General features: G+C 53.4%; 13 protein-coding genes. 4 read left to right on the plus strand and 9 right to left on the minus strand.

The genetic code is table 11. The annotated features are described in order from the left end of the window. Positions 1 to 40 precede the first annotated feature (40 nt). The 9 genes from CVU69_00585 to CVU69_00625 form a co-directional block, all read right to left on the minus strand. A complete protein-coding gene (locus CVU69_00585; protein ID PKN13704.1) occupies positions 41 to 418 on the minus strand; it encodes a hypothetical protein in 378 nt (125 codons plus the stop codon). Positions 419 to 509: 91 nt separating this feature from the next. After that, a complete protein-coding gene (locus tag CVU69_00590) occupies positions 510 to 2,627 on the minus strand; it encodes a methyl-accepting chemotaxis protein (protein ID PKN13705.1) in 2,118 nt (705 codons plus the stop codon). A 167-nt stretch (positions 2,628 to 2,794) separates the two neighbouring features. Further along, the gene (locus CVU69_00595) at positions 2,795 to 3,631 is read right to left on the minus strand and encodes a fatty acid hydroxylase (protein ID PKN13706.1); all 837 of its coding nucleotides are present in this window, start codon (positions 3,629 to 3,631) and stop codon (positions 2,795 to 2,797) included. 5 nt (positions 3,632 to 3,636) lie between these two features. Further along, complete coding sequence (locus tag CVU69_00600; GenBank protein ID PKN13707.1) at positions 3,637 to 6,579, minus strand: hypothetical protein; 2,943 nt, start codon at positions 6,577 to 6,579, stop codon at positions 3,637 to 3,639. Beyond that, positions 6,576 to 7,496, minus strand: a complete 921-nt coding sequence (locus tag CVU69_00605; protein ID PKN13708.1) for a diguanylate cyclase response regulator — start codon at positions 7,494 to 7,496, stop codon at positions 6,576 to 6,578. Before CVU69_00605 ends, CVU69_00600 begins: the two co-directional genes overlap by 4 nt. Beyond that, positions 7,493 to 10,027 carry a hypothetical protein gene (locus tag CVU69_00610; GenBank protein PKN13709.1) on the minus strand — a complete coding sequence of 845 codons (2,535 nt, stop codon included), beginning with the start codon at positions 10,025 to 10,027 and terminating at the stop codon, positions 7,493 to 7,495. The genes CVU69_00605 and CVU69_00610 overlap by 4 nt, the downstream gene beginning before the upstream one ends. A 336-nt stretch (positions 10,028 to 10,363) precedes the next feature. Then, positions 10,364 to 13,288, minus strand: coding sequence for a hypothetical protein (locus CVU69_00615; protein PKN13710.1), 2,925 nt, complete (start codon positions 13,286 to 13,288; stop codon positions 10,364 to 10,366). A 251-nt stretch (positions 13,289 to 13,539) separates the two neighbouring features. Beyond that, positions 13,540 to 14,934 carry a Fis family transcriptional regulator gene (locus CVU69_00620; GenBank protein ID PKN13711.1) on the minus strand — a complete coding sequence of 465 codons (1,395 nt, stop codon included), beginning with the start codon at positions 14,932 to 14,934 and terminating at the stop codon, positions 13,540 to 13,542. A gap of 21 nt (positions 14,935 to 14,955) precedes the next feature. Beyond that, the gene (locus CVU69_00625) at positions 14,956 to 17,178 is read right to left on the minus strand and encodes a PAS domain-containing sensor histidine kinase (GenBank protein ID PKN13712.1); all 2,223 of its coding nucleotides are present in this window, start codon (positions 17,176 to 17,178) and stop codon (positions 14,956 to 14,958) included. Between the two features lie 221 nt (positions 17,179 to 17,399). Between CVU69_00625 and CVU69_00630 the strand changes: the two genes are divergently transcribed. The 4 genes from CVU69_00630 to CVU69_00645 all read left to right on the plus strand — a co-directional run bounded on the left by CVU69_00630 (position 17,400) and on the right by CVU69_00645 (position 21,207). Further along, positions 17,400 to 17,792, plus strand: a complete 393-nt coding sequence (locus CVU69_00630) for an acyl-CoA thioesterase (GenBank protein PKN13713.1) — start codon at positions 17,400 to 17,402, stop codon at positions 17,790 to 17,792. Between the two features lie 90 nt (positions 17,793 to 17,882). Then, positions 17,883 to 18,650: a 3-deoxy-manno-octulosonate cytidylyltransferase gene (locus CVU69_00635; protein PKN13714.1), complete on the plus strand. Its 768-nt coding sequence runs from the start codon at positions 17,883 to 17,885 to the stop codon at positions 18,648 to 18,650. 104 nt (positions 18,651 to 18,754) lie between these two features. Then, complete coding sequence (pyrG, locus tag CVU69_00640) at positions 18,755 to 20,362, plus strand: CTP synthetase (protein PKN13715.1); 1,608 nt, start codon at positions 18,755 to 18,757, stop codon at positions 20,360 to 20,362. A gap of 8 nt (positions 20,363 to 20,370) precedes the next feature. Continuing rightward, positions 20,371 to 21,207, plus strand: coding sequence for a 3-deoxy-8-phosphooctulonate synthase (locus CVU69_00645; GenBank protein PKN13854.1), 837 nt, complete (start codon positions 20,371 to 20,373; stop codon positions 21,205 to 21,207). Positions 21,208 to 21,246: the final 39 nt, after the last annotated feature.

A 21,246-nucleotide genomic window follows, 5' to 3' on the forward strand; every position in this document is an offset into this window, starting at 1 on the left:
AAGTTGAAAGATGTGAAGCAACTCATTGAGCCGGAAGGACTTAGCGTAACTTCAAAATTTGCAGGAGTTTTCCGGTCACGATGTTGAGAACATTTGTGCGCGATAACGAGACAAAGGGGGGTGATTTACGAATGCCGATCTTTTGCAATTCCTTAATCAAGCGGAGGTCTTTACGGATTTTCAGTCCGCGACGAAAGGTGGCAATAGCGCGAGTCTTGTGACCGGCAAGAAGGTGAACGCGTCCGAGATGGAGATAGTGGTCAATATTCTGCGGATCAAGAGCGATCGCTTTCTCACACAGCGCCACCCCTTTTTTAAACTGCCGCGAATCTTTGGCAAGGCTGAATCCGCACAAAGAGAGCATGTCAGGGGTTTCGCCGCTGAGGCTCTCAACATTATTCTTTTCTACGATGGCCATCTCTTTCCTTCTTCCATTATCTCGTTAGCTGACAACGGAAGAGATTACCGCAGGAAGAATCTCCCTGCAACGGGAAAATGTCGAAGAGGCGTTACATCGTATAGCCGATCCGAAATGCACCCCAGTGGCGTCCTTGAATGTAAATTGGCGAGGAAATATCCCAGATTCTTTCGCCGGTATCGCGATTATAGACCTGGACCAGAATCTCCTTTTCGTTGCTGGCGGCCGCGATCCCGACCTTGTCGTTGAAGAGGCGTTTGGTGCGATTTCCTTTCAGGTCTTTGTCGTAATCGCCGGTTAAAGGCTGAGTATAACGGCTGTTATGGGTCGGCACGTAGCCGTTGCGGTCAATGAGAATAGCAAAAGCGACCTGGCTGTCGCTGAGGAATTCATCCTGTTTATTGGTCAACGTCGCATCGCAGAAGCTGTCGAAGCGGTTGTGGAATTTCTGTGGATTGGTGCCGGGAATCGGCTGATAATTTTCGTCAAAGAGGTCTCCCGGTGTCAGTTTGCCGCTGGCTATCGCCTGGAGCAGAATCCGTTCCATCATCCGTGCCCCGGCCTGTGTCTTGGCCTTCCCTTTTTCCTGTAACTCCTCCTCCATCATATTCTTCAGCCGTTCAGCCAGAGAGGTCAACTCCATGATCGCCTGGGAGGTCTCCTCGGCGCTGGAGGCAACCTGGGCAGCGACATCGCGCACTTCGACAATGGTCGAGGCCAACTCTTCGCTGGCACTGGTCTGCTGTTGCGTCGAATATTTGATCTCCCGTGCCGCTGATGTCGTCTCTTTGACCAGGCCGAGGATCGCGTGCAATTCATCGGCTACTCGCGTGACCAGAAGATGGGCGGCATCGACTCCCTTGGTCCCTTCTTCGGTGAGGATGATAGTGGTATTGGTGGCGCGTTGAATCTGCTCGATCAATCCCTTGATCTGCTTGGTCGCTTCGGCGGTACGTTCAGCCAGGCGTTTGACTTCGTTAGCAACGATGCTAAAGCGTTTCCCCGCCTCGCCGGCGCCAGCCGCCTCGATGGCGGCATTCAGGGAGAGCAAGTTTGTCTGCGCGGAGATTTCATCGATGATATTGACGATGCCGCCGATCTGTTGGGAGTTTGCACCGAGTCCGACCATCGCTTCGGCGACGGTCATGATTTGCTCCTTGAGCGTCCCCATCCCTTGTAAAGCGTTTTCGACAGCGATACTGCTCTTGTTCCCGGCGCTATTGGCGTTCTGGGCCTGGGTCTCGACCTGAATCGCATTCTCCGCTACCTGCCGGGCCGTGACGGCAATCTCTTCGGCGGTCGTCATTGCCTGCTGCACAGCGGTTGCCTGCTGGGTCGCACCGGCGGACTGCTGGGCTGAGATCGCCATGATCTCGCTGCCACTGCTGGAGAGTTGCTGGATGGCGTCTTTGATATTGGTGACCATGCGGTTGGTTTTGCCGAGCTCAAGCTGCATCCCCTTGAAGACGACGGAAGTCATGGTGTTAAAAGTATTGGCGAGGATCCCTATTTCATCCTGGCTTTCTACTGGCACCTGGACGTCAAGATCGCCGTCAGCAACGCTCTGCGCTGCTACGGTCAGGCGATTGAGGGTGCGCAGTGCGCGACTGACCAGAAAGAGGGATAGCAGGGCAAAGATCGTCACATTGACCGCGGCGACAGTCACCAGTTTATTGCGCAGGGCTTCATAAGCGGCAAAAAAATCACTCTTTTTGACCCCGACATAGAGGGCGCCGATCGTCTCTCCTCGACGGTTGCGGATCGGGTCGTAGGCAGTGTAATAAGGAATTCCGAGAATCTCCGTTTCGCCGCGATAAGAGCGTCCTTCTTTGAAGACAGCGTTATAGGCAGCACCTTGTAGTTTGGTGCCAAGCGCCCGGCTGCCGTCATCCTTGAGGATATTGGTGCTGACCCGGGTGTCGCCCATAAAGATCGTTGCCGTCCCGCCGAAGATCTCCCGAATCTTGTCAGGAAGCTCGAAATTGTTATTGGTAACATACTCACCCGCCCGCAATTCACCGTCGATCAAGGAAAAATCTTCACCTTTGTCGCGCAGCAGGGACCAGAAAGTCTTGAGCCGACTTTCCTGAGCAATCATCGCCTGGCGCGCTGCTTCGTCCCTGACCTGTTTTAAAACAAAGATTGTCGCCAGCAGGGCTGCTGACAAACAGACGACAAGGAGCAGGATAAATTTATTACGCAACTTCATGGCGGCCTCATCGAAACAGTTCAGGGGGAGTGATGCGAAAAATAAAACAATGGTCTATTTCGCATTGTTCCGGGCTTCGAGTCAACCTTTTTGTCGGGGATTTTAATCTTTGTTCGGGGAAGCTCACCACCCCCCGACCCCCTCCTTGACTAAGGAGGGGGAGACGGTCAAAAGCTCCCCTCCTTAGTCAAGGAGGGGCGGGGAGGTGGTGGGGGTGGTGGGGTGATAAAGGGTTGCACCAGCAGGCGGGGGAGGGTGAGCCGGGCGGGATTGCGATATTCTTTAAGGCCGATGGTCATCTCCAGGTGGCCGGCGCCCGGTTGGGCGCGGTAGGTGCCGAAAAGAAAATCCCACCAGGAAAGACTGAAGCCGAAGTTGCTGTTGGTTTCGCGGGGAAGAATCGAGTGATGCACCCGGTGCATGTCCGGGGTGACGACGACGCTACGCAGCCAGCGGTCGATGCCCAGGGGGATACGGATGTTGCCGTGGTTGAAGATTGCCGCGGCATTGAGGAGGATTTCAAAAAGGAGGACAGCGAATGGAGAGGGGCCGATAATCAGGACGGCTCCGAGTTTGATGCCGATGGAGATCATGATCTCCACGGGGTGAAAGCGGTTTCCGGAGCTGGCGTCGAGATCGAGATCGCTATGATGCATGCGGTGCAGTCGCCACAGAGTCGGCAGGAAATGAAACATGACGTGCTGCAGATAGATAACCAGATCAAGGGCGAGGAGTGCGATCGTCACGGCCAGCCATGATGGCAGTGAGATCAGGTTGAGAACGCCCCAGCCCTGTTCCCGGGCGATGATCGCCAGTCCCACCGGCAACAGCGGAAAGGTGAAACGGATCAACAAGGTGGCGATGGCGATCATGCTCAGGTTGGCAAACCAGCGCGGCCCTTTGCGGGTGGTTAAGGGGCGGCGTGGCGCGACAATTTCCCAAAGGGCGATGAAGGATAAGATGCCAACGAAGCTGGCGATGCGGAGAAATACTTCATTTTCCATAATATTCAGCTTCTGTCTGTTTCCAAACCCTGAACCGTGGTAAAGGGGAGCCATTTTTTGAGCATTGCGAGCATTTTTATCATCTCAATCGGTTTAGCCAGATAATCATCCATTCCGGCCGCAAGGCAACAATCACGGTCTTCCTGCATGGCGTTGGCGGTCAGGGCAATCACCGGAATAGCATGATTTCTGACGGCTGATGCGGGATTACGAATGACAATGGTCGCTTCATAACCGTTGAGTACGGGCATCATGCAGTCCATCAACACAACTGAATAATCGTTCTTCTCCAGTGCATCGATGGCCTCGCTGCCATTACTGGCGACCTCAACGTGATAACCGGCTCGGGTCAGTAATGATTTAGTCATAAGTCGATTGATCGTGTCATCCTCGACCAGAAGAATGCGGGCGTCGCTGGTCTTCACCTCTCCAGCGTCCCTTGGCTTTGCCCCATCGCCCAGCGGAGGCGGGGCAAGGAGGAGGGGAGCATCATTCTGTTTTGTCAATACGACTGTAAACCAGAAGGTTGCGCCTTCTCCGTCCACACTCTCAACCCCGACTTTTCCCCCCATCAACTCTGCCAGTTGGCGCACGATAGCCAATCCCAGTCCGGTGCCACCGTATTGTCTGGTCGCGGAACTGTCCGCCTGGGTGAAGGGCTCGAATATTTTCTCCAGGTTGTCTTTAGCAATGCCGATGCCGCTGTCACTCACCAGAAAGCGCAGGGTCGTCATTTGCTCGTTTTCGGTATCCTTGCGGATATGGAGCAAGATAAATCCCTGCTCGGTAAATTTGATGGCGTTGCCGATCAGGTTGGTGAGGATCTGACGCAGGCGCCCGGCATCGCCTTGCAGAAGAAGGGGGACATCCGCATCGATCTGCGCACTCAGTTTTAGTCCCTTTGACTGGGCGTTGAGCTTGAGAAGGTTGATGGTGCCGTTGATCTCGGTCTGCAGATCAAAATTGCGTATTTCCAGATCAATTTTGTGGGCTTCAATTTTTGAAAGGTCGAGGATGTCGCTGATCAGTTGCACCAGATTTCGACCGGAGAGTTTGACCAGTTCGGCATATTCGCGCTGCTCCCTGGTCAGTTCCGTACTCAGCAACAGCTCGATCAAGCCGATGACGCCGTTCATCGGGGTACGGATTTCATGGCTCATGTTGGCCAGAAACTGGCTCTTGGCGATGTTGGCTGCTTCGGCGGCGGCTGTGGACTCGACCAGTTCTTGTTCCACCCGTTTCCGTTCGGAAATTTCAAGTGTCAGCATTTTATTTGCTGCTGCTAACTTTTTCGTCCGTTCTTTCACCCGTTGTTCCAGCGATTCATTGATTTTCCTGATTTCGCTGAACTTGTCAGCCAGTATCTTTGCCATCTTGCTGAAATTATTTATCAAGTGTTGATTCTCTTTGATGCCGCTCTGCGGCCAAATGAGATCTTTATCGCCTGATGACAATCTGGCTGGCAGTTCGTGGGTCATCGTGCGCAGCTGCTTAAGTGTAACAATAGTCCTGCGGCCCAATATTTCTGCCAATGCCAGGGCGCCGAGCAAGATCAAAAAAAGCAGGGTGAATTTATCGGTATATTTATCGTAAAGCATTTTCTGGTGGGGGGCCACCGACTGCTCCAGGATCAGTTTCCATTCTGCCAGGTCGCCGATGGCCGTTTCAGTAATATAAAAGGAATTCCTCCAGCGTTCAAAATAAGGGGTGTTGCGAGGACTATTCGGCGTCCACAGGTTGGTCCCGGCATTATGCCGAAGGAGCGTCCCTTCTGCGGGGATAAACGGAGACATAATCTGTTGATCGCTACGGTTGGTCATAATGACGTTGCCGTTTTCATCCAAAAGTGTGTAGTGCGAGATATGGATATTGACGCTCGTGTCGAGGTATTCCTGAATCTTCTTCAGGCACAGGGTAGCGCTAACGCGACCGGCGTATTCTCCTTGAACCACTATCGGCACGAGGACCAACACATGCGGTTTAGGGACTCCGACCCGGCCCAGAAGAACTTCCGAGAGCATCGGCTGAAGAGTTTGTTGAAGTGTCTGATTGTAAAGGCGATCGGCAAAATTCATACCGATATTATTCTGACCAAGTTCATCGATCATGGGGAAGATGGCGGTGATGGTTGCTTCTTTGTTCAGCAATGCGACCCGAAGAAAATTGTCATCCGATTTCTTGGCCAACTCCAGAAACGGTTGCATCTGCTGTGGAGAGCGCGAAGCAGCCATCTCTGCCAGATTGATAATGGCAGTTTTTCTGTTTGCCACCCAGGTTTTCACGTACTTTGTAATAACCTTGCTGTCCTCAGTCAGTGAAGCGCGAAAATGGTGGTCGGTTTCGGAAAGATCGGCTCTGCTGTCAACCGCCAGCATGATCAGTGCCGGGCACAATACGAAGAAGGTCAGGAGGTTGCAGATGATTTCGCTGTATGCTATCTGCGGTGGTCGCAAACGCAGGGCGAAGACAGTGAAAATCAGCCGGGCTGACAGGGCATTGAAGATGCCGTTGACCGCTTCTTTGATCATGATAATCGAGGTGTTACTGAAGGGCGTCTGTATAACGAGGTGGAAAAAGAAATAAGCCAGTGGCATACCGATGAAAAGCCAGAAAAGCGCGTCAGCCAACACCATACCCATCTTGCGGCGCCCCATCAGCCAGCCGACCATCGCCACTTCGGCGGTCATGATGACCATGGAGTAGGGTTGATTCCAGAGAAAATAGGTGTAACCGGCAATGATGGCGCCGGCGAAAATACCCCGGCTCAGCCCGAAGAACTGCAGGGCGAGGAGGGCGAAGATGCTGCCGAAAATAAAGTCAATATTTAGGAAGATCGGGATGTTAAAATGGTTTCCGGCGAGACCGGCGGCGATCAAGGCCAGAAAAATAGGGATGCGATATTTGGCTTTGTCGCTGATGACAGAGTTGCCCATAGAATTTTCCCTCATATTTCTGCCGTGACGACGCGATTCCGCCCTTCATGTTTGGCGCGATAAAGTGCCGTGTCTGCCCGCTGAATCAGGACCTCTTCTTCTTCTCCTTCCTGCAATTGCGCGACACCAAAGCTGGCGGTCACGGGCAGTGGGGCCGCGCTGCCAGGGTTTTGCTCAAAGGCTGTCCTGATCCGTTCAGCCAAAGCGGTGGCGGCCATACTGTCGGCATGCGGCAACAGGATAAGGAACTCTTCGCCCCCCTGGCGGACGACGATATCTTCGGCTCTCACCTGCTCCTGCATCAGTTTGGAAAATTCCTTTAAAACCAGATCACCGGCACTGTGCCCCAGTGTGTCGTTGACAACTTTGAAATGATCAAGGTCGATGCTGATCAAGGAGAGGGGGTGATTATGACGGAGAGCAGCGTTTCTGGCCAAAGTGAAAATTTGCTGAAAAGAACGGCGGTTGTGTAGTCCGGTCAGTTCATCGGTTCTGGCAAGTTGCGTGATCGTCGCGGTGGCGTCTTCCAGTTTGACAAGTTTATCGAGCAATGTCTGCTGCAGGTCTTTGATTCGCCGCCCAACGGCGACCCTGGCCTGCAGTTCACTCGGGTTAAACGGCTTGGCGATAAAGTCGTCGGCACCGGCGGCCAGGGCCTCGATAACGGCATTCTCATTGTGAACAGAGGTCACAATAATGGTGTAATGCGGGTCGCCGTCCTCTTTCTCCCGTAGTCGCCGGACGATTTCCGGTCCGTCGAGTCCGGGCATCATCCAGTCAAGAATGAGAAGACGCGGATGTTTTGGCTCGCAGAGAATCCGCCAGGCCTCGTCCCCGTCCCGAGCGACAGTGACATTGTAACCCCACTTGACCAGCAGTGATTGCAGCAACTGACGGGTCGGGGTGTCATCTTCAGCAATCAGAATGTTCATAAAGAAGCCGGCTCTGGTGAGGTCATGTGGAGTTCCCGTAGTGCCTCAACCGACTGCTCGTATCGCTTGAGCAATTCAGGAAGAAGGTCTGTCGCTTTCTCCATTCCCCCCGTTCCGGCAAACTCTTCGAGCAATGCGGCGATTTCAGACAATTGCTGCAAGGCCATCGTCGCCGCCGCGCCCTTTAGTTTATGTGCAGACTGGCGCAGGGCGCTGGCATCTTCTGCCACGAGTGCTGCGCGGATTGCTTCGACATATTCCGGTGAATTTTCCACAAATACGCTCGCTACATAACGGGATAGTTCGAGATCCCCCATAGCACGACCAATGAATTCTTCTTTGTCAAAAATGGCCGCCGTATAGGGAGAAAATTTTCCGTCACGCCCGGTTTCTGCTTCCTGGGACATGTTTAAAGGAGCCCATTTCTCCAGCACGGCTAAAACCTTTGCTACCTCTATCGGCTTGACGAGATAATCATCCATCCCGGCGGCCAGGCAGTTGTACCGGTCTTCCTGCATGGCGTTGGCAGTCAGGGCAATCACCGGGATGGCATGATTTCTAACGGCCGAAGCCGGATTGCGGATAATGGCAGTCGTCTCATGGCCGCTTAGCGTCGGCATCATGCAGTCCATCAACACCAGAGAGTAGTCCTTCTCTTCCAGCAATTTCAGTACGTCGCGGCCATTATTTGCCACATCGACATGATATCCGGATTTTGTCAGGAATACTTTTGTCATCTGTTGATTGATCGGATCATCTTCGGCCAAAAGGATACGAGGTATTCTGGTATTTCCCCCTCCATCCTCCTCCTGTCTGGGGGAGGCTGTCATTGTCTTCTCACCCAGAGGGCGAGGAGCAGGGAGGAGGAAGGGATTCTGTTTCGCCAGTACGACCGTAAACCAGAAGGTCGTTCCTTTTCCTTCGACACTCTCGACGCCGACCGTCCCCCCCATTAACCCGACGAGTTGGTTCGCAATCGTCAAACCTAATCCGGTTCCGCCGTATTGACGGGTTGTGGAATTGTCCGCCTGGGTGAAGGGCTCGAATATCGTTTCCAGCTTGTCAGCAGCAATGCCGATGCCGGTGTCGGTCACCAGAAAGCGCAGGATGGTTTGTTCCGCATCTTCCGTCTCTTTGCGGATATGCAGCAAGACCGAACCGTTGGCGGTAAACTTGATGGCGTTGCCGAGGATGTTATTGAGGATCTGGCAGAGGCGCCGCACATCCCCTTGCAGCAGGAGTGGTACATCGGGATCAACCTGTGCGCCCAAAGTCAGGCCTTTTTCTTGTGCAGAGAGAGAAAAGAGCTTGATCGTGCCGGTTATCTCTGTCTGCAGATCAAAATCCCGGGTTTCAAGCTCAATCTTGTGGGCTTCAATTTTGGCGAGATCGAGAATGTCGCTGATCAGTAGCACCAGATTTTGCCCGGAGAGTTTAATCAGATCGGCATATTCGCGCTGTTCTCTGGTTAGTTCCGTGCGCAGCATAAGTTCGATCAGTCCGATCATGCTGTTCATCGGCGTGCGAATTTCGTGGCTCATATTCGCCAAAAACCGGCTTTTGGCGATATTGGCAGCTTCTGCGGCGGTCATGGCCTGGTACAGTTGTTCTTCTGTTTGCCGGCGGTTGGTAATGTCCTTGGTAAAGCCGAGATAACGCGTTGCCGAGAGCTTCACCGCATCGATGGACCACCAGCTTCTTTTACCGTTTTTATTGAAAAACTCGAATTCGCTGCTGGCAAAATGATGCTCTTTAAGGGCGTGGAGATGATGGTGAGCGTTTTCCAGTGATTCCGGTGGAATCAGGTCGAAAATAGACATTTCCAGCAGTTCTTCCTGGGAATAGCCGGTGATAGTCGTGGTGGCCGGATTAACCTCTAGGCACCGCCCGTTCTCATTGGTCACAAAGATTCCGTCTGGCGAATTATCGATATAGCTGCGAAACTTTGCTTCGCTTTCGAGAAGAACGGCCTTGCTTTGCAGGATATCGGCGGTAGCCCGTTGAATTTGTCTTCTGAGCAGAATGATAAATGCCAGGGCAATAATAATCACCCCGCCGAGTGCAATGATAGAATTGAGCAGCCAGGGAGGGGTGACTTTCGTCGTGCCGATACCGCTGTGTGACCATTTCTGCTGGGCTTTACCATATGGCGAATCTGTCTCTCTCTGCCATTTGCTCAGGTAGGCATCCAACAGTGCCAGCACCTCCTGATTTTTCCCTTTGGCGACGGCAAAGAAGATTTCAAACGGGTTAAAGACCGTACCGGTGGAACGGAGGCCGTATTCGTGCTGTTTGGCAGCGCCAAAAGTGCTGTTAACGATCCCGGCATCAACCTTATTTGCGGCGACAGCCTTGAAAATATCTTCAAAACCCGCCATCTCGACAAATTCACAAGTTATATCGAATTTTTTCAGTAATTCGCTAAAATACCAGCCATTGAAATCCTCTTTCATTACGCCTATTTTTTTGCCCTGCACCGAGCGGATTCCGTCAATTTTGGAATCAAGCGGTGTATAGAGTTCCCCCCACACCGTCTGCAGCGGCTGGCTGCCATAATCGAGAAATTTTGCCCGTTCCGGGGTGAAGGCAACACTGGTGAGAAGGTCTACTTCCCCGGATGTTATCCTTTCCAGCCCTTCATTCCAGGTGCCGTAGATATACTCGAAGCGAATGTTCTCCTTTTGGGCAATATTGGCTAACGCGTCAACATAGAAGCCTTTGATCGCTCCATCTTCGTCCTTGAAGATGGCCGGGTAATAATCGAATGCGCCGATGCGGACGACACGAGGTTCACCGGCGAAGACCGGGATGCAGCTCAGGAGGACGAGGAGGAGGCTGAGAGCCGAAATAATATTTTTTTCAATTTGTTAGTTCTCCCCGGCTGATATCGGGCAAGAAGTCACCCATTTTTCCAGCACCGCCAGAACTTTTTTTATGTCAATCGGCTTGGCGAGATAATCATCCATCCCGGCAGCAAGGCAGCTGGCGCGATCTTCCTTAAAGGCCTTGGCGGTCAGGGCAACGACAGGGATGGCATGGTTCCGGACGGCTGAGGTCGGATCTCGGATGACGGCGGTCGTTTCGAAGCCGTTGAGTACGGGCATCATGCAGTCCATCAAGACCAGGGCATAGTCAGCCTTTTCCAGCAGATTCAAAGCTTCCGCGCCATTGTTGGCGACGTCGACCTGGTAACCGAATTTTCCTAAAATGGTTTTGATCATAAGCTGATTGGTCAAGTCATCCTCGGCAATGAGAATGCGGTTGCCGGGTGGGGCGATTATGGAGGAGAAGGGGGATTCGGTCGCTTCCTTCGCCAGAATAAGATTCCGCGGCGCGCGTCTTCGTTCTGACTGCGTTGTGAAGACGGCCGTAAACCAGAAGGTTGTCCCGACATTTTCTTGACTGACGACCCCGACTGTCCCGCCCATCAGTTCGGCGAGTTGGCGCGCAATCGTCAGGCCCAGTCCTGTCCCGCCGTATCGGCGTGTGGTGGTGTTGTCTGCCTGGGTAAAGGGCTGGAAGATCTCTTCGATTTTTACTGCTGTAATGCCAATACCGCTGTCTTCCACCTGAAAGCGCAGCATCGCATGCTGATCGTCTTCTTTCTCTTTGCTGATGTGCAGGGCAACAGAACCTCTTTCAGTAAACTTGATAGCGTTGCTGACGAGATTGGTGATGATCTGGCGCAAGCGTCCGACATCGCCTTTGAGCAGTAAGGGAACATCCGGAGCGATCTCTGTTCTCAGGTTGAGCCCTTTTTCTTTGGCGCGCAAAGTAAAGAGGGCCATGGTGCCGTTCATCACATGATTGAGATTAAAGCAGGCCTCCTCCAGTTCGATCTTGTGCGCCTCAATCTTGGATAGGTCGAGAATATTACTGATCAGTTCGACAAGATTTTTACCTGAAATTTTAACCAGTTCGGCATATTCGCGCTGTTCTCTGTTCAGCTCTGTGTTCAAAAGGAGTTCGATCAGGCCGACGACCGCGTTCATCGGGGTACGGATTTCATGGCTCATATTGGCCAGGAACTGGCTTTTGGCGGTATTAGCGGATTCGGCGGCTTTTGTTAAGGTGATGAGTTCTTCTTCGGTTTTTTTTCGCTCGGTGATGTCTGTTGCTATCTCCATTCTCACAGTTCGTCCATCCGTCCAGGGGATGGCCACATCCCGACAATCAAACCATCTTCCGTTGGCTGTATTCTGAAACTCCCAGGCATGAACACCTGTTGGCTGTCCGTCTTTATTGAGCAGTTTCTCATTTGTGCAGAAGGCGCAGGGTCCGTTCTGATCTTTTTGAAAAACACTCCAGCACTTCTGCCCAAGATAGCTCCCCCAGGTCTTCCGCCCGTATGCATTGACAAACAAGAGTTCATAAGTTTCCATGTCTGCAATATATATAAGAGCGTCTATGTTATCGAGTACGTTCGCTAAACGTTCAAAGCTCTCCCGCAACACCTTCTCCGCCCGTTTGCGTTCGGTCATGTCGATGGTGTAGCCGGCCAGCAGCGTTTTTTTTCCCTGAATAATCGGGAATTTGATGGACTGATAATAGTGGTCGTTAAACTCTTCCTCCAACAGCAGGATTTTATTTCCGGTCACGACGGCCTTGTCGTCAGCAAAGATCTTCGCCGCCATTTCCGGCGGAAAGAGTTCCTGCATGGTCTTTCCGGTCATTTTTGAGCCCGGGATGCCGATCATTTCCTGAAAGTTTTCACTGGCCATCACGACGCGTGAGGTGGAGGAATTGACCTCCTTGATATAAGCGTAGACCGGTGAGTTCTTGATAAACAGGGAAAGGAGGTTTTTTGTTTCTTTCAGTTCATTCTCTGCGGCTTTACGGGCGGTGATATCGGAAAAATTCACGAGACTGGCCCAGATTTTCCCTTGTTCGTCTTTTACCGGAGAGCCGATAATTTCTAAAAGAACTTCGCTGCCGTCCGGTCGTTCAATCACCATGTCATCGACATGTGACCGCACGCCCTTCATCCCTAAGAGGATGGGCATCTCTTCGGCAGGATAGGGCTGGTGGCTTCCCTGCTTGAAAGCTTTATAGACTTCTGCCAGATTCTGTCGTGAGGCATCAGGAATAATTTCCCGTCCCAGGAGTTGTACCGCCGCATCATTGACAACCAGGGGTTTACCCGAGGGGACCTCGGCCATAAAGACGCCGATCGGGAGATTGTTGAGCAGGGTCGAGAAGAGATTGTTTTGGTGTTGAATCGATTCTTCACTCTTGATTAATGCTTCTTCAATTCTTTTGCGCTCGGTAATATTGATGATGGTTATCCCGTACTCGCCGTTGTGGAGGGGGGCAGCCAGCAACCTTACCCATAGCGGCGAACCATCGCTCCGTAACAAGCGTATTTGCCTGTCCTGTACTTCGTGGGTCTCCAGAAATTTTTTACGTTGCAGGTAGTAGCGATCCTGGTCATCAGGGAAGATGAAGGAAGAGATGGGACGCTTCAGTAGGTTTTTTCGTTCGGTGCCGAGCAGGGTCGCAGTGGCGAGATTCACTTCCTTGATGAGTCCCTGTTCGTTGAGGGTCAGGTAACCGACCGGCGCCAGATCATACAGGTCGAAGTAGCGGCTGCGGGAGATTTCCAGTTCATGCTGGGTACGCCGCAGTTCTTCATTCTGCAACTCCAGTTCAATCTGGTGCACCCGCAGCTCATGAAGCATCTGCTGCGTTTCTTCAGGAGACAAGCTCTGCAGATCGATCACTCCGAGTTGCCGGGCTTTTTCTTCGGCACGCTGGCGAAGTTGTCGGGCGGCATCGCTTTGCTGGTCTGACATAAAGGGTGTGCCTTCCTTTAACGCTCTATCCCGCTCGCTCTGTTTTTGTCATTATCTACTCCTCGCTGCTAACGTATTCCCTGTGATTCGCTGGATTTTTCGTTTTGCATTATATCGTATCTCCAAAAGATTACAAATCATTAAGATGTTATTTTTACAGGATTCAGATGCAAGAAAGCCCCGGTCGCGACCGGGGCTTTCTTGCATCTCATGTTGAAAACAGGACGCGGTCGAAAAAGAGCACAGGTTTGTCACCCAGCGCTCTTTTTCGGCTCAATGCCGAAAGCTTTCATCTTGCGGTGCAGGTTGGAGCGTTCGATTTCGATGGCATCAGCGGTGCGGGAAACGTTCCAATCGTACTCCTTGAGCTTTTGCAGGATAAATTCCTTTTCAAATTCGTCCCGGGCGGCGCGCAGGGTTGCTCCCTCGCTTTCAATTTCGCCGGCTTCGCTGTCGTCACTCTCCAGGTGGGGCTGCAGCCGATCGCAGGCGGTGAAGATCGCCGGCAGCTGCGCTTCGGTGATGAGCTGATCCGGCGACATGATCACCAGGCGTTCGACGATATTCTTTAACTCCCGTACATTCCCCGGCCAGGGATAAGAGCAGAGTGCGCGGATCGCTCCGTCGGAAAAGCGCTTGAGCGGGCGTCCTTCCTGTTGACAGAAGAGGGCAAGGAAGTTTTCGGCGAGGCGGGGGATATCGCGGCTGCGTTCGCGCAGTGGCGGCACATGGAAGGGGATGACGTTGAGCCGGTAGTAAAGGTCTTCGCGAAAGCGTCCGGCACTGATCTCGGCTTCGAGATTCTTGTTGGTGGCGGCGACGACGCGCACGTCAACCTCGATAGTGCGGCTGCCGCCGACTCTCTCAAATTTGCGTTCCTGCAGGATGCGTAACACTTTTGCCTGCGTTTTCAGGCTCATGTCGGCAATTTCATCAAGAAAGAGGGTCCCTTCGTGGGCCAGATCGAATTTGCCGCGGCGCTGGGCGGTGGCCCCGGTAAAGGAGCCGCGTTCATGGCCAAAGAGCTCCGATTCAATCAACTCCTCAGGGATAGCGGCGCAGTTGACTTCGATAAAGGGTTTGTTGCGACGTTTTGACAAGCTGTGGATGGCGCGGGCGACCAGTTCTTTGCCGGTGCCGTTCTCGCCGGTGATCAGCACCCAGCCGCTGGTCGGAGCGGCGATGGCGATCTGGGCCTTGAGATCACGGATGGCCGGACTTTCGCCGATCATCTCCGATTCTTTACCGAGCTGTTCCTTGAGGGTGCGGTTCTCCTCGATCAGACCGCTGACGCGCAGGGCATTTTGCAGGGTCAGGAGGACTTTCTCCAGCGATAACGGTTTTTCGATGAAGTCATAGGCGCCGAGACGTGTCGCCTTGACAGCGGTTTCGATGGTGCCGTGTCCGCTCATCATGATCACCAACTGCTCGGGGTTCATTTCGCGAATTCGTTGCAGCGTTTCGAGGCCGTCAATCCCCGGCATCCAGATATCGAGAAGGATGATGTCGGCATTCTCTTCCCGCAACTGGTCGAGGCCGGCGCCGCCGTCGGCGGCGAGAAGGACCCGGTAGCCCTCATCCTGCAAGATCCCTTGCAGGCTGGCGCGAATGCTGTCTTCATCATCAATAATCAAAATCGTTTTCATGCAAACTCCAAAAGGCTGAGGTCAGGTAAGGTCGGGTGCAGTCACCGGCAGTTCGACAATAAAGCGGCTGCCGTGCGGTTGATTGTCGCGCACCCGGATATAACCGTGATGATCGGCAACGATCGTGGCGACGATGGCGAGGCCGAGGCCGGTGCCTGATTTTTTGGTTGAAAAGTACGGTTCAAAGAGGCGGGGCTTGTCTTCGTTGGAGATGCCGCACCCCTGATCACTCACCGTCATGGCGATCATGTTGAGGTTGCGATCAAAGCTCGTTTCCAATTCGATGCGACCTTGTCCGGCGCTGGCGGCGATGCTGTTGTCGATCAGGTTGATCAGGACACGCTTGATCTGTTCGGCATCAAGACTGATCTGCGGTAATTCCCGGTCAGGGGTAAAGATGATTTCGATCTCCGGATGTCCCTGGCGAAAGAGAACCAGGGTCTGTTCAATCAGCGAGTTCAGGTCGTTCAGGGTCGAATTGATGGCAGGCATGCGGGCGAAGCTGGAGAATTCATTGACCAGATTCTTGAGTTCATCAACCTGTTTGACGATCATGGCAGTGCATTCGTCAAAGACCGTCTCCTCCGGGCCGAGGCGTTCGAGATAGCGGCGTCGCAGGCGCTGCGCTGAAAGCTGGATCGGCGTGAGCGGATTTTTGATCTCATGGGCAATGCGTTTGGCAACTTCACGCCAGGCGGCCATCCGCTGCGCCTTTTGCAGTTGGGTGAGATCGTCAAAGACAATGACCGAACCGATCACTTCGCCGGATTCGTCACGCAGGGCGGTGACCGTGACCTGCAGAACCAGTTCGTTCTCTTCGACTGTCAAAGGGACAATCTGGCGGAGGGAATCTTTACCGGAATGGGTCATCTGGCTGATGAAGTCGCGCACCAGAGGGAAGTGGGCGCTGCCGAGGACTTCAAAGAAGTTGCGATTAATAACCTCTTTCCCGTTGATGTGGAGGAGTCGTTCCGCTGATTGGTTGATGGTGAGGATGTGGCCATTGCGATCGATGGAGAGGACGCCGGCAGTGACGTTTTTGAGAACGATCTCCATATACAGGCGACGGGCTTCAATCTCCTGATTCGAGGTTTCAAGCTCAAGGTTGGCGGCCTGTAAACGTTCCTGCCCCTGACGCAGATCAGCGGTCATACCGTTAAACGCGGTCACAAGATAACCGATTTCATCGTTGCTGTGCGGGGTGAGAGACATGGTCAGATCGCCGCCGGCGACCCGTTCCGTGGCTTCGGCCAGGTCTTGAATCGGCTCAGTGATCCCTTTGGCTAGACGGAAGCCAACCCAGGTCGACAAAAAGAGGACAACCAGGACGATTAGAAAGAGAACGGTAATATAGACTTTCTGGACGCGGCCCTTAAACTGTTTGGCACTTTTATATTGATCGAAATTCGTTGAAATTTCGTTCATTTTGCTGGTGAGGGAATAAGGAACATAGTAGTTGACGACCAGGGCGCCGACGACATCTTCAGGATTCCAGTTTGAATGGATCGGCACAATACCGCGAATCAAATCGGCTTTGCCGGCGGGAACCACCAGAGAGGTGCTCTCCCCCTGCATCGCTTTATGTAAAAGCTCGGAAGAAGGGGGGGTAATATCTCCTTTCGGGACTTGCGGATTCGAAGCCCGCACCAGTTCTTCCTGGGTCGCGGAGAAGACTTCGACAATGCCGAGGTTGTATTCCTGTTGCTTCTGGGCAATGACTTCGCGCAGGCGCGGCAGATTCTCCTGGTTGAGAAGTTTTTCGTCTTTAACGATGCGCGCGAGTTGGTTGGCGTAATACAGGGCATTGGTTGCCGAGTTTTGATAATAGGTCCGGGCAACGTCGAGAGATTCTTCCAGAGCGCTTTCAATCTGGTTGTTAAACCAGTTGTCGATCGAGGTCGAGATAAAACCCGATGCCACGACAAAGAGGAGGGCCGTCGGCAGTAACGACATGCCGGCAAAGGCGACGACCAGCTTGGTGCGCAGGCGAGCGCCGGAAACCCCTTCCTGGCGTTCGATAAGGAGGCGAATGATATTGCGGGCAAGGATAAAGAAGAGGAGAATGATCAACAACAGATTGATGTTGACGAGGATGAGCATCTGGATGCTCGGGGAGAAGGGGATCCGTTGCGTCAGATAAAAAAGTTGATTCTCAAAACGGACGGTAATAGCAATCGCGATCGGCAGAAGCAGGATCAGTGACCATTCAAACCAGCGCTTTATTTTTGATGGCGGTTGGATCATGGTGGCGATACTTCCTGTCACGGGTACGGGTAAAGGCGTAGAGGCGCGGCATGCTGCAGCCGTTTTCGAGCTGCCGGCGATTTTGTCGTGAAATGCGGCAAGGGTCAAGGGTTCGTTTTGCCTCCGCTCAACTTTCCCTGTTCGAATGAATATTCTCCCTTGCCCCGACTTCCCCTCTTCATGCTATTCTTCTCCAGGTTGAACAAGAAAAAAGGACGCGTATGGATAACTTTACCCTGGTCCGCCCCGAACACCTCAACCATCATGGCTATCTCTTTGGTGGTGTCCTGTTGAAGTGGGTCGATGAATATGCCTGGCTGGTCGCTGCCCGTGACTTTACCGGTTCTTCGCTGGTCACGGTCGGCATGGATGCCATTGCTTTTCGTAAACGGGTGGAGAACGGTTCGATCCTGCGTTTTTCTGTTCTGCCACTGCATGTCGGTACGACTTCAGTCCGTTACAGCGTCGATATTTATGCCGATGCCCCCGGTGCGAGCAAAGAGGACCATGTCTTTTCAACGACGATCACCTTCGTTAATCTCGATATTGAGGGAGTGAAAAGAGCGCTGCCGCGTCCGCTTCGACTTCGCTCGGCGCCGGAGTTCGTACTTTGATCTCCCGCCAGAGTCCTTGACTTCCCCCCCGCTTTTTTTTACTGTGACAGCTTCGTTCTCTCGCAACGATTGAAAGGATTGACCTTCGCTATGCGTGTGACTGCCGTTATTCCCGCTCGCTACGCTTCGACCCGTTTCCCCGGTAAACCTTTAGTCGATATTTGCGGCAAGCCGATGATTCAGTGGGTTTACGAGCGCACAACGCGCTGTCTCGCCGTGAATCGCGTCATTGTCGCTACTGACGATGAGCGCATCGTCAGCGCTGTCCGCGCTTTTGGCGGCGAAGTGATGATGACCCGTGCCGACCATTCGACCGGGACCGATCGCCTTGCGGAGGTGGCGGCAAAGATAGATTCGGCCTTGATTGTCAACGTGCAGGGAGATGAACCGCTTATCGATCCGCGCATGATAGAGCAAGCGATCGAGCCAATGCGGCGCAACCCCGGCGTGCCGATGGGGACGTTGAAGAGCCGGATTCTGACGGCAGAGGAGTATCTGAGCCCGAACGTCGTCAAAGTGGTGGCCGACCGCAACGACTACGCCCTCTTCTTCTCCCGGGCTCCGATCCCTTTCGGACGTGACGTCATCGACCAGCTCGATACCCGGTTCGCCGAGATCGAAGCCTACAAACATATCGGTCTATATGTCTATCGCCGTGATTTTCTCCTCACTTATCATAAGCTGGCGCCGACTCCTCTCGAAGAATTGGAAAAGCTTGAACAGTTGCGGGCGCTGGAGAATGGTTTCCGGATAAAGGTCGCCGAGACCAAGCTGACCTCTTTCGGCGTCGATACGCCGGAAGATCTCGAGCGGGTGCGGCAACTCCTGGCGAAGTCGGCGGTCGAGAAGCATTTTTAATCATTACAAGTTTCTTTCCGGTCGCAGGTTGTGTATGATCCGACCTTTGTTTTTCGCCTCTTACTTGTCGTATTGTTGTCTTCGAATATATCTCTGGAGTTGTGATGAAAACAAAATTTCTCTTTATTACCGGCGGGGTCGTCTCTTCCCTTGGCAAAGGACTCTCGGCTGCGTCGATTGCTGCATTGATGGAAGCCCGCGGCCTGCATGTCGCCATGCAAAAGATGGATCCGTATATCAATGTCGACCCCGGCACGATGAGCCCTTTTCAACACGGTGAAGTCTTCGTCACTGACGATGGGGCGGAGACTGATCTCGATCTTGGCCATTACGAGCGCTTTACCCGGGCGCCGCTGACGCGCAAATCGAACTTTACCACTGGTCAGGTCTACGATACGGTTATCCGCAAGGAGCGCCGTGGCGATTATCTCGGCGGTACGGTGCAGGTCATTCCCCATATCACCAATGAGATCAAGAGCAAGATCCTTGAGAACGCCAAAGGGGTCGATCTGGCGATTGTTGAAGTCGGCGGTACGGTCGGCGATATTGAATCCCTCCCTTTTCTCGAAGCGATCCGGCAGTTCCGCTACGAGCGCGGTCACGAAAATGTTTTGTACATCCACCTCACGCTCGTCCCTTATATTGCCACCGCCGGTGAACTCAAGACCAAACCGACCCAGCACTCGGTCAAGGAGTTGCGAGAGATCGGCATTCAGCCCGATATCCTCCTTTGCCGTTGCGATCGCGATATCCCCTTTGAAATGAAGGCGAAGATCGCCCTCTTCTGTAACGTCAAAGAAGAAGCGGTCATTACTGTGCGCGATGTTGCTTCGATCTACGAACTGCCGATCGCGCTGCACGAACAGGGGCTCGACGAGCGGATTATCGATTATCTGAATATCTGGACGAAATCTCCTGATCTTTCCGACTGGGAGCGGATCGTCAAACGGGTCAATGAACCGGCAGAGACGACGACCATTGCGATTGTCGGTAAATATGTCGACCTGACCGAGAGTTATAAGTCTCTGGCCGAGGCGCTGACCCATGGCGGCATCGGTAATAATGCCAGGGTGAACCTGAAATATATCGATTCGGAATCGTTGGAGCGGCACGGAATCGATGACGAAACCTTTGCCGGGGTCGACGGTATCCTGGTGCCGGGCGGTTTTGGTGAGCGCGGCAGTGAAGGGAAAATCGAAGCGATTCGTTATGCCCGTGAGCAGAAACTCCCCTTTTTCGGTATCTGTCTCGGCATGCAGATGGCGGTCGTGGAATTCGCCCGCAATGTCTGCAATCTGGAGGGAGCGCACTCTGCCGAATTCCATGAAGATGCTGTGCACCCGCTGATTCACATCATGGAGAGCCAAAAGGGCGTGAAGGGGAAGGGCGGGACCATGCGTCTCGGCGCTTATCCCTGTGATCTCAAGGTCGGAACCCTGGCGCGTCGCATCTATGGCCAGGAAAAGATTCAGGAAAGGCATCGTCACCGTTATGAGTTTAACAACGCTTATACGGAAAAGCTGGAAGATTGCGGCCTGACCATCTCCGGCGTGAATCCGGACGGCGGCCTGGTCGAAATCGTCGAAATTACCGAGCACCCCTGGTTCCTCGGCTGTCAGTTTCATCCCGAGTTCCGTTCTCGTCCGATGCTGCCCCATCCTCTCTTCGAGTCTTTTGTCGGCGCTTGCATTAAAGAGCGTAAGGAGAAGTAACGATGCTGATCTCGCGGGAAGTTCAAGTCGGCAATGTCACTTTCGGCGGCAACCGTCCTTTTGTCCTGATTGCCGGGCCCTGTGCCATTGAAGAAGAAGGGTTGACGCTGCGCATCGCTGCTTTTCTCAAGGACCTGTGTGGTGAACTCGGTATCCCTCTGGTCTTTAAGGCCTCTTTTGATAAAGCGAACCGCACGTCGGCGAGTGCCTTTCGTGGGCCGGGAATGGCGGAGGGGTTAAATATCCTTGCCAAGGTTAAAGCGCTGTACGGCCTGCCGGTCGTCTCGGATATTCACGATCAGACGCAGATTGCCGCGGCGGCAAAGGTGCTTGATATCATCCAGATTCCCGCCTTTTTGTCCCGGCAAAGCGATCTCCTGGCCGCTGCCGGTGCCACCGGCAAGGTGATCAATGTCAAGAAGGGGCAGTTTCTCGCCCCCTGGGATATGCGAAATGTGGCTGCCAAGGTACAGGAGACCGGGAATCAGAATGTCCTGCTCACCGAGCGCGGAGCGACCTTTGGCTATAACAATCTGGTTGTCGATATGCGTTCGCTGGTGATCATGCGCGAAGTCAGCGGCTGCCCGATCATCTTTGACGCCACCCATTCAGTGCAACTTCCCGGCGGCGCCGGCACTTCTTCCGGCGGGCAGCGGCAATATGTCGGCGCCCTGTCACGGGCGGCGGTGGCGATCGGAGTCGATGGCCTTTTCTGGGAAGTTCATGAAAATCCTGATGCCGCTCTTTGCGACGGACCGAACTCTCTCGATCTGACGAGCCTGCGGCCAATGCTCGAAGAGTTGGTTGCCATCGATCGTTTGGTCAAGAAGGGGGCTGCAAAGTGAGTCTTCTTGTCGAGGCGCGGGAGGTTATTCAGGTCGAGA

The sequence above is a fragment of the Deltaproteobacteria bacterium HGW-Deltaproteobacteria-4 genome (genome assembly GCA_002841765.1).
GTDB lineage: Bacteria > Desulfobacterota > Desulfuromonadia > Desulfuromonadales > UBA2197 > UBA2197.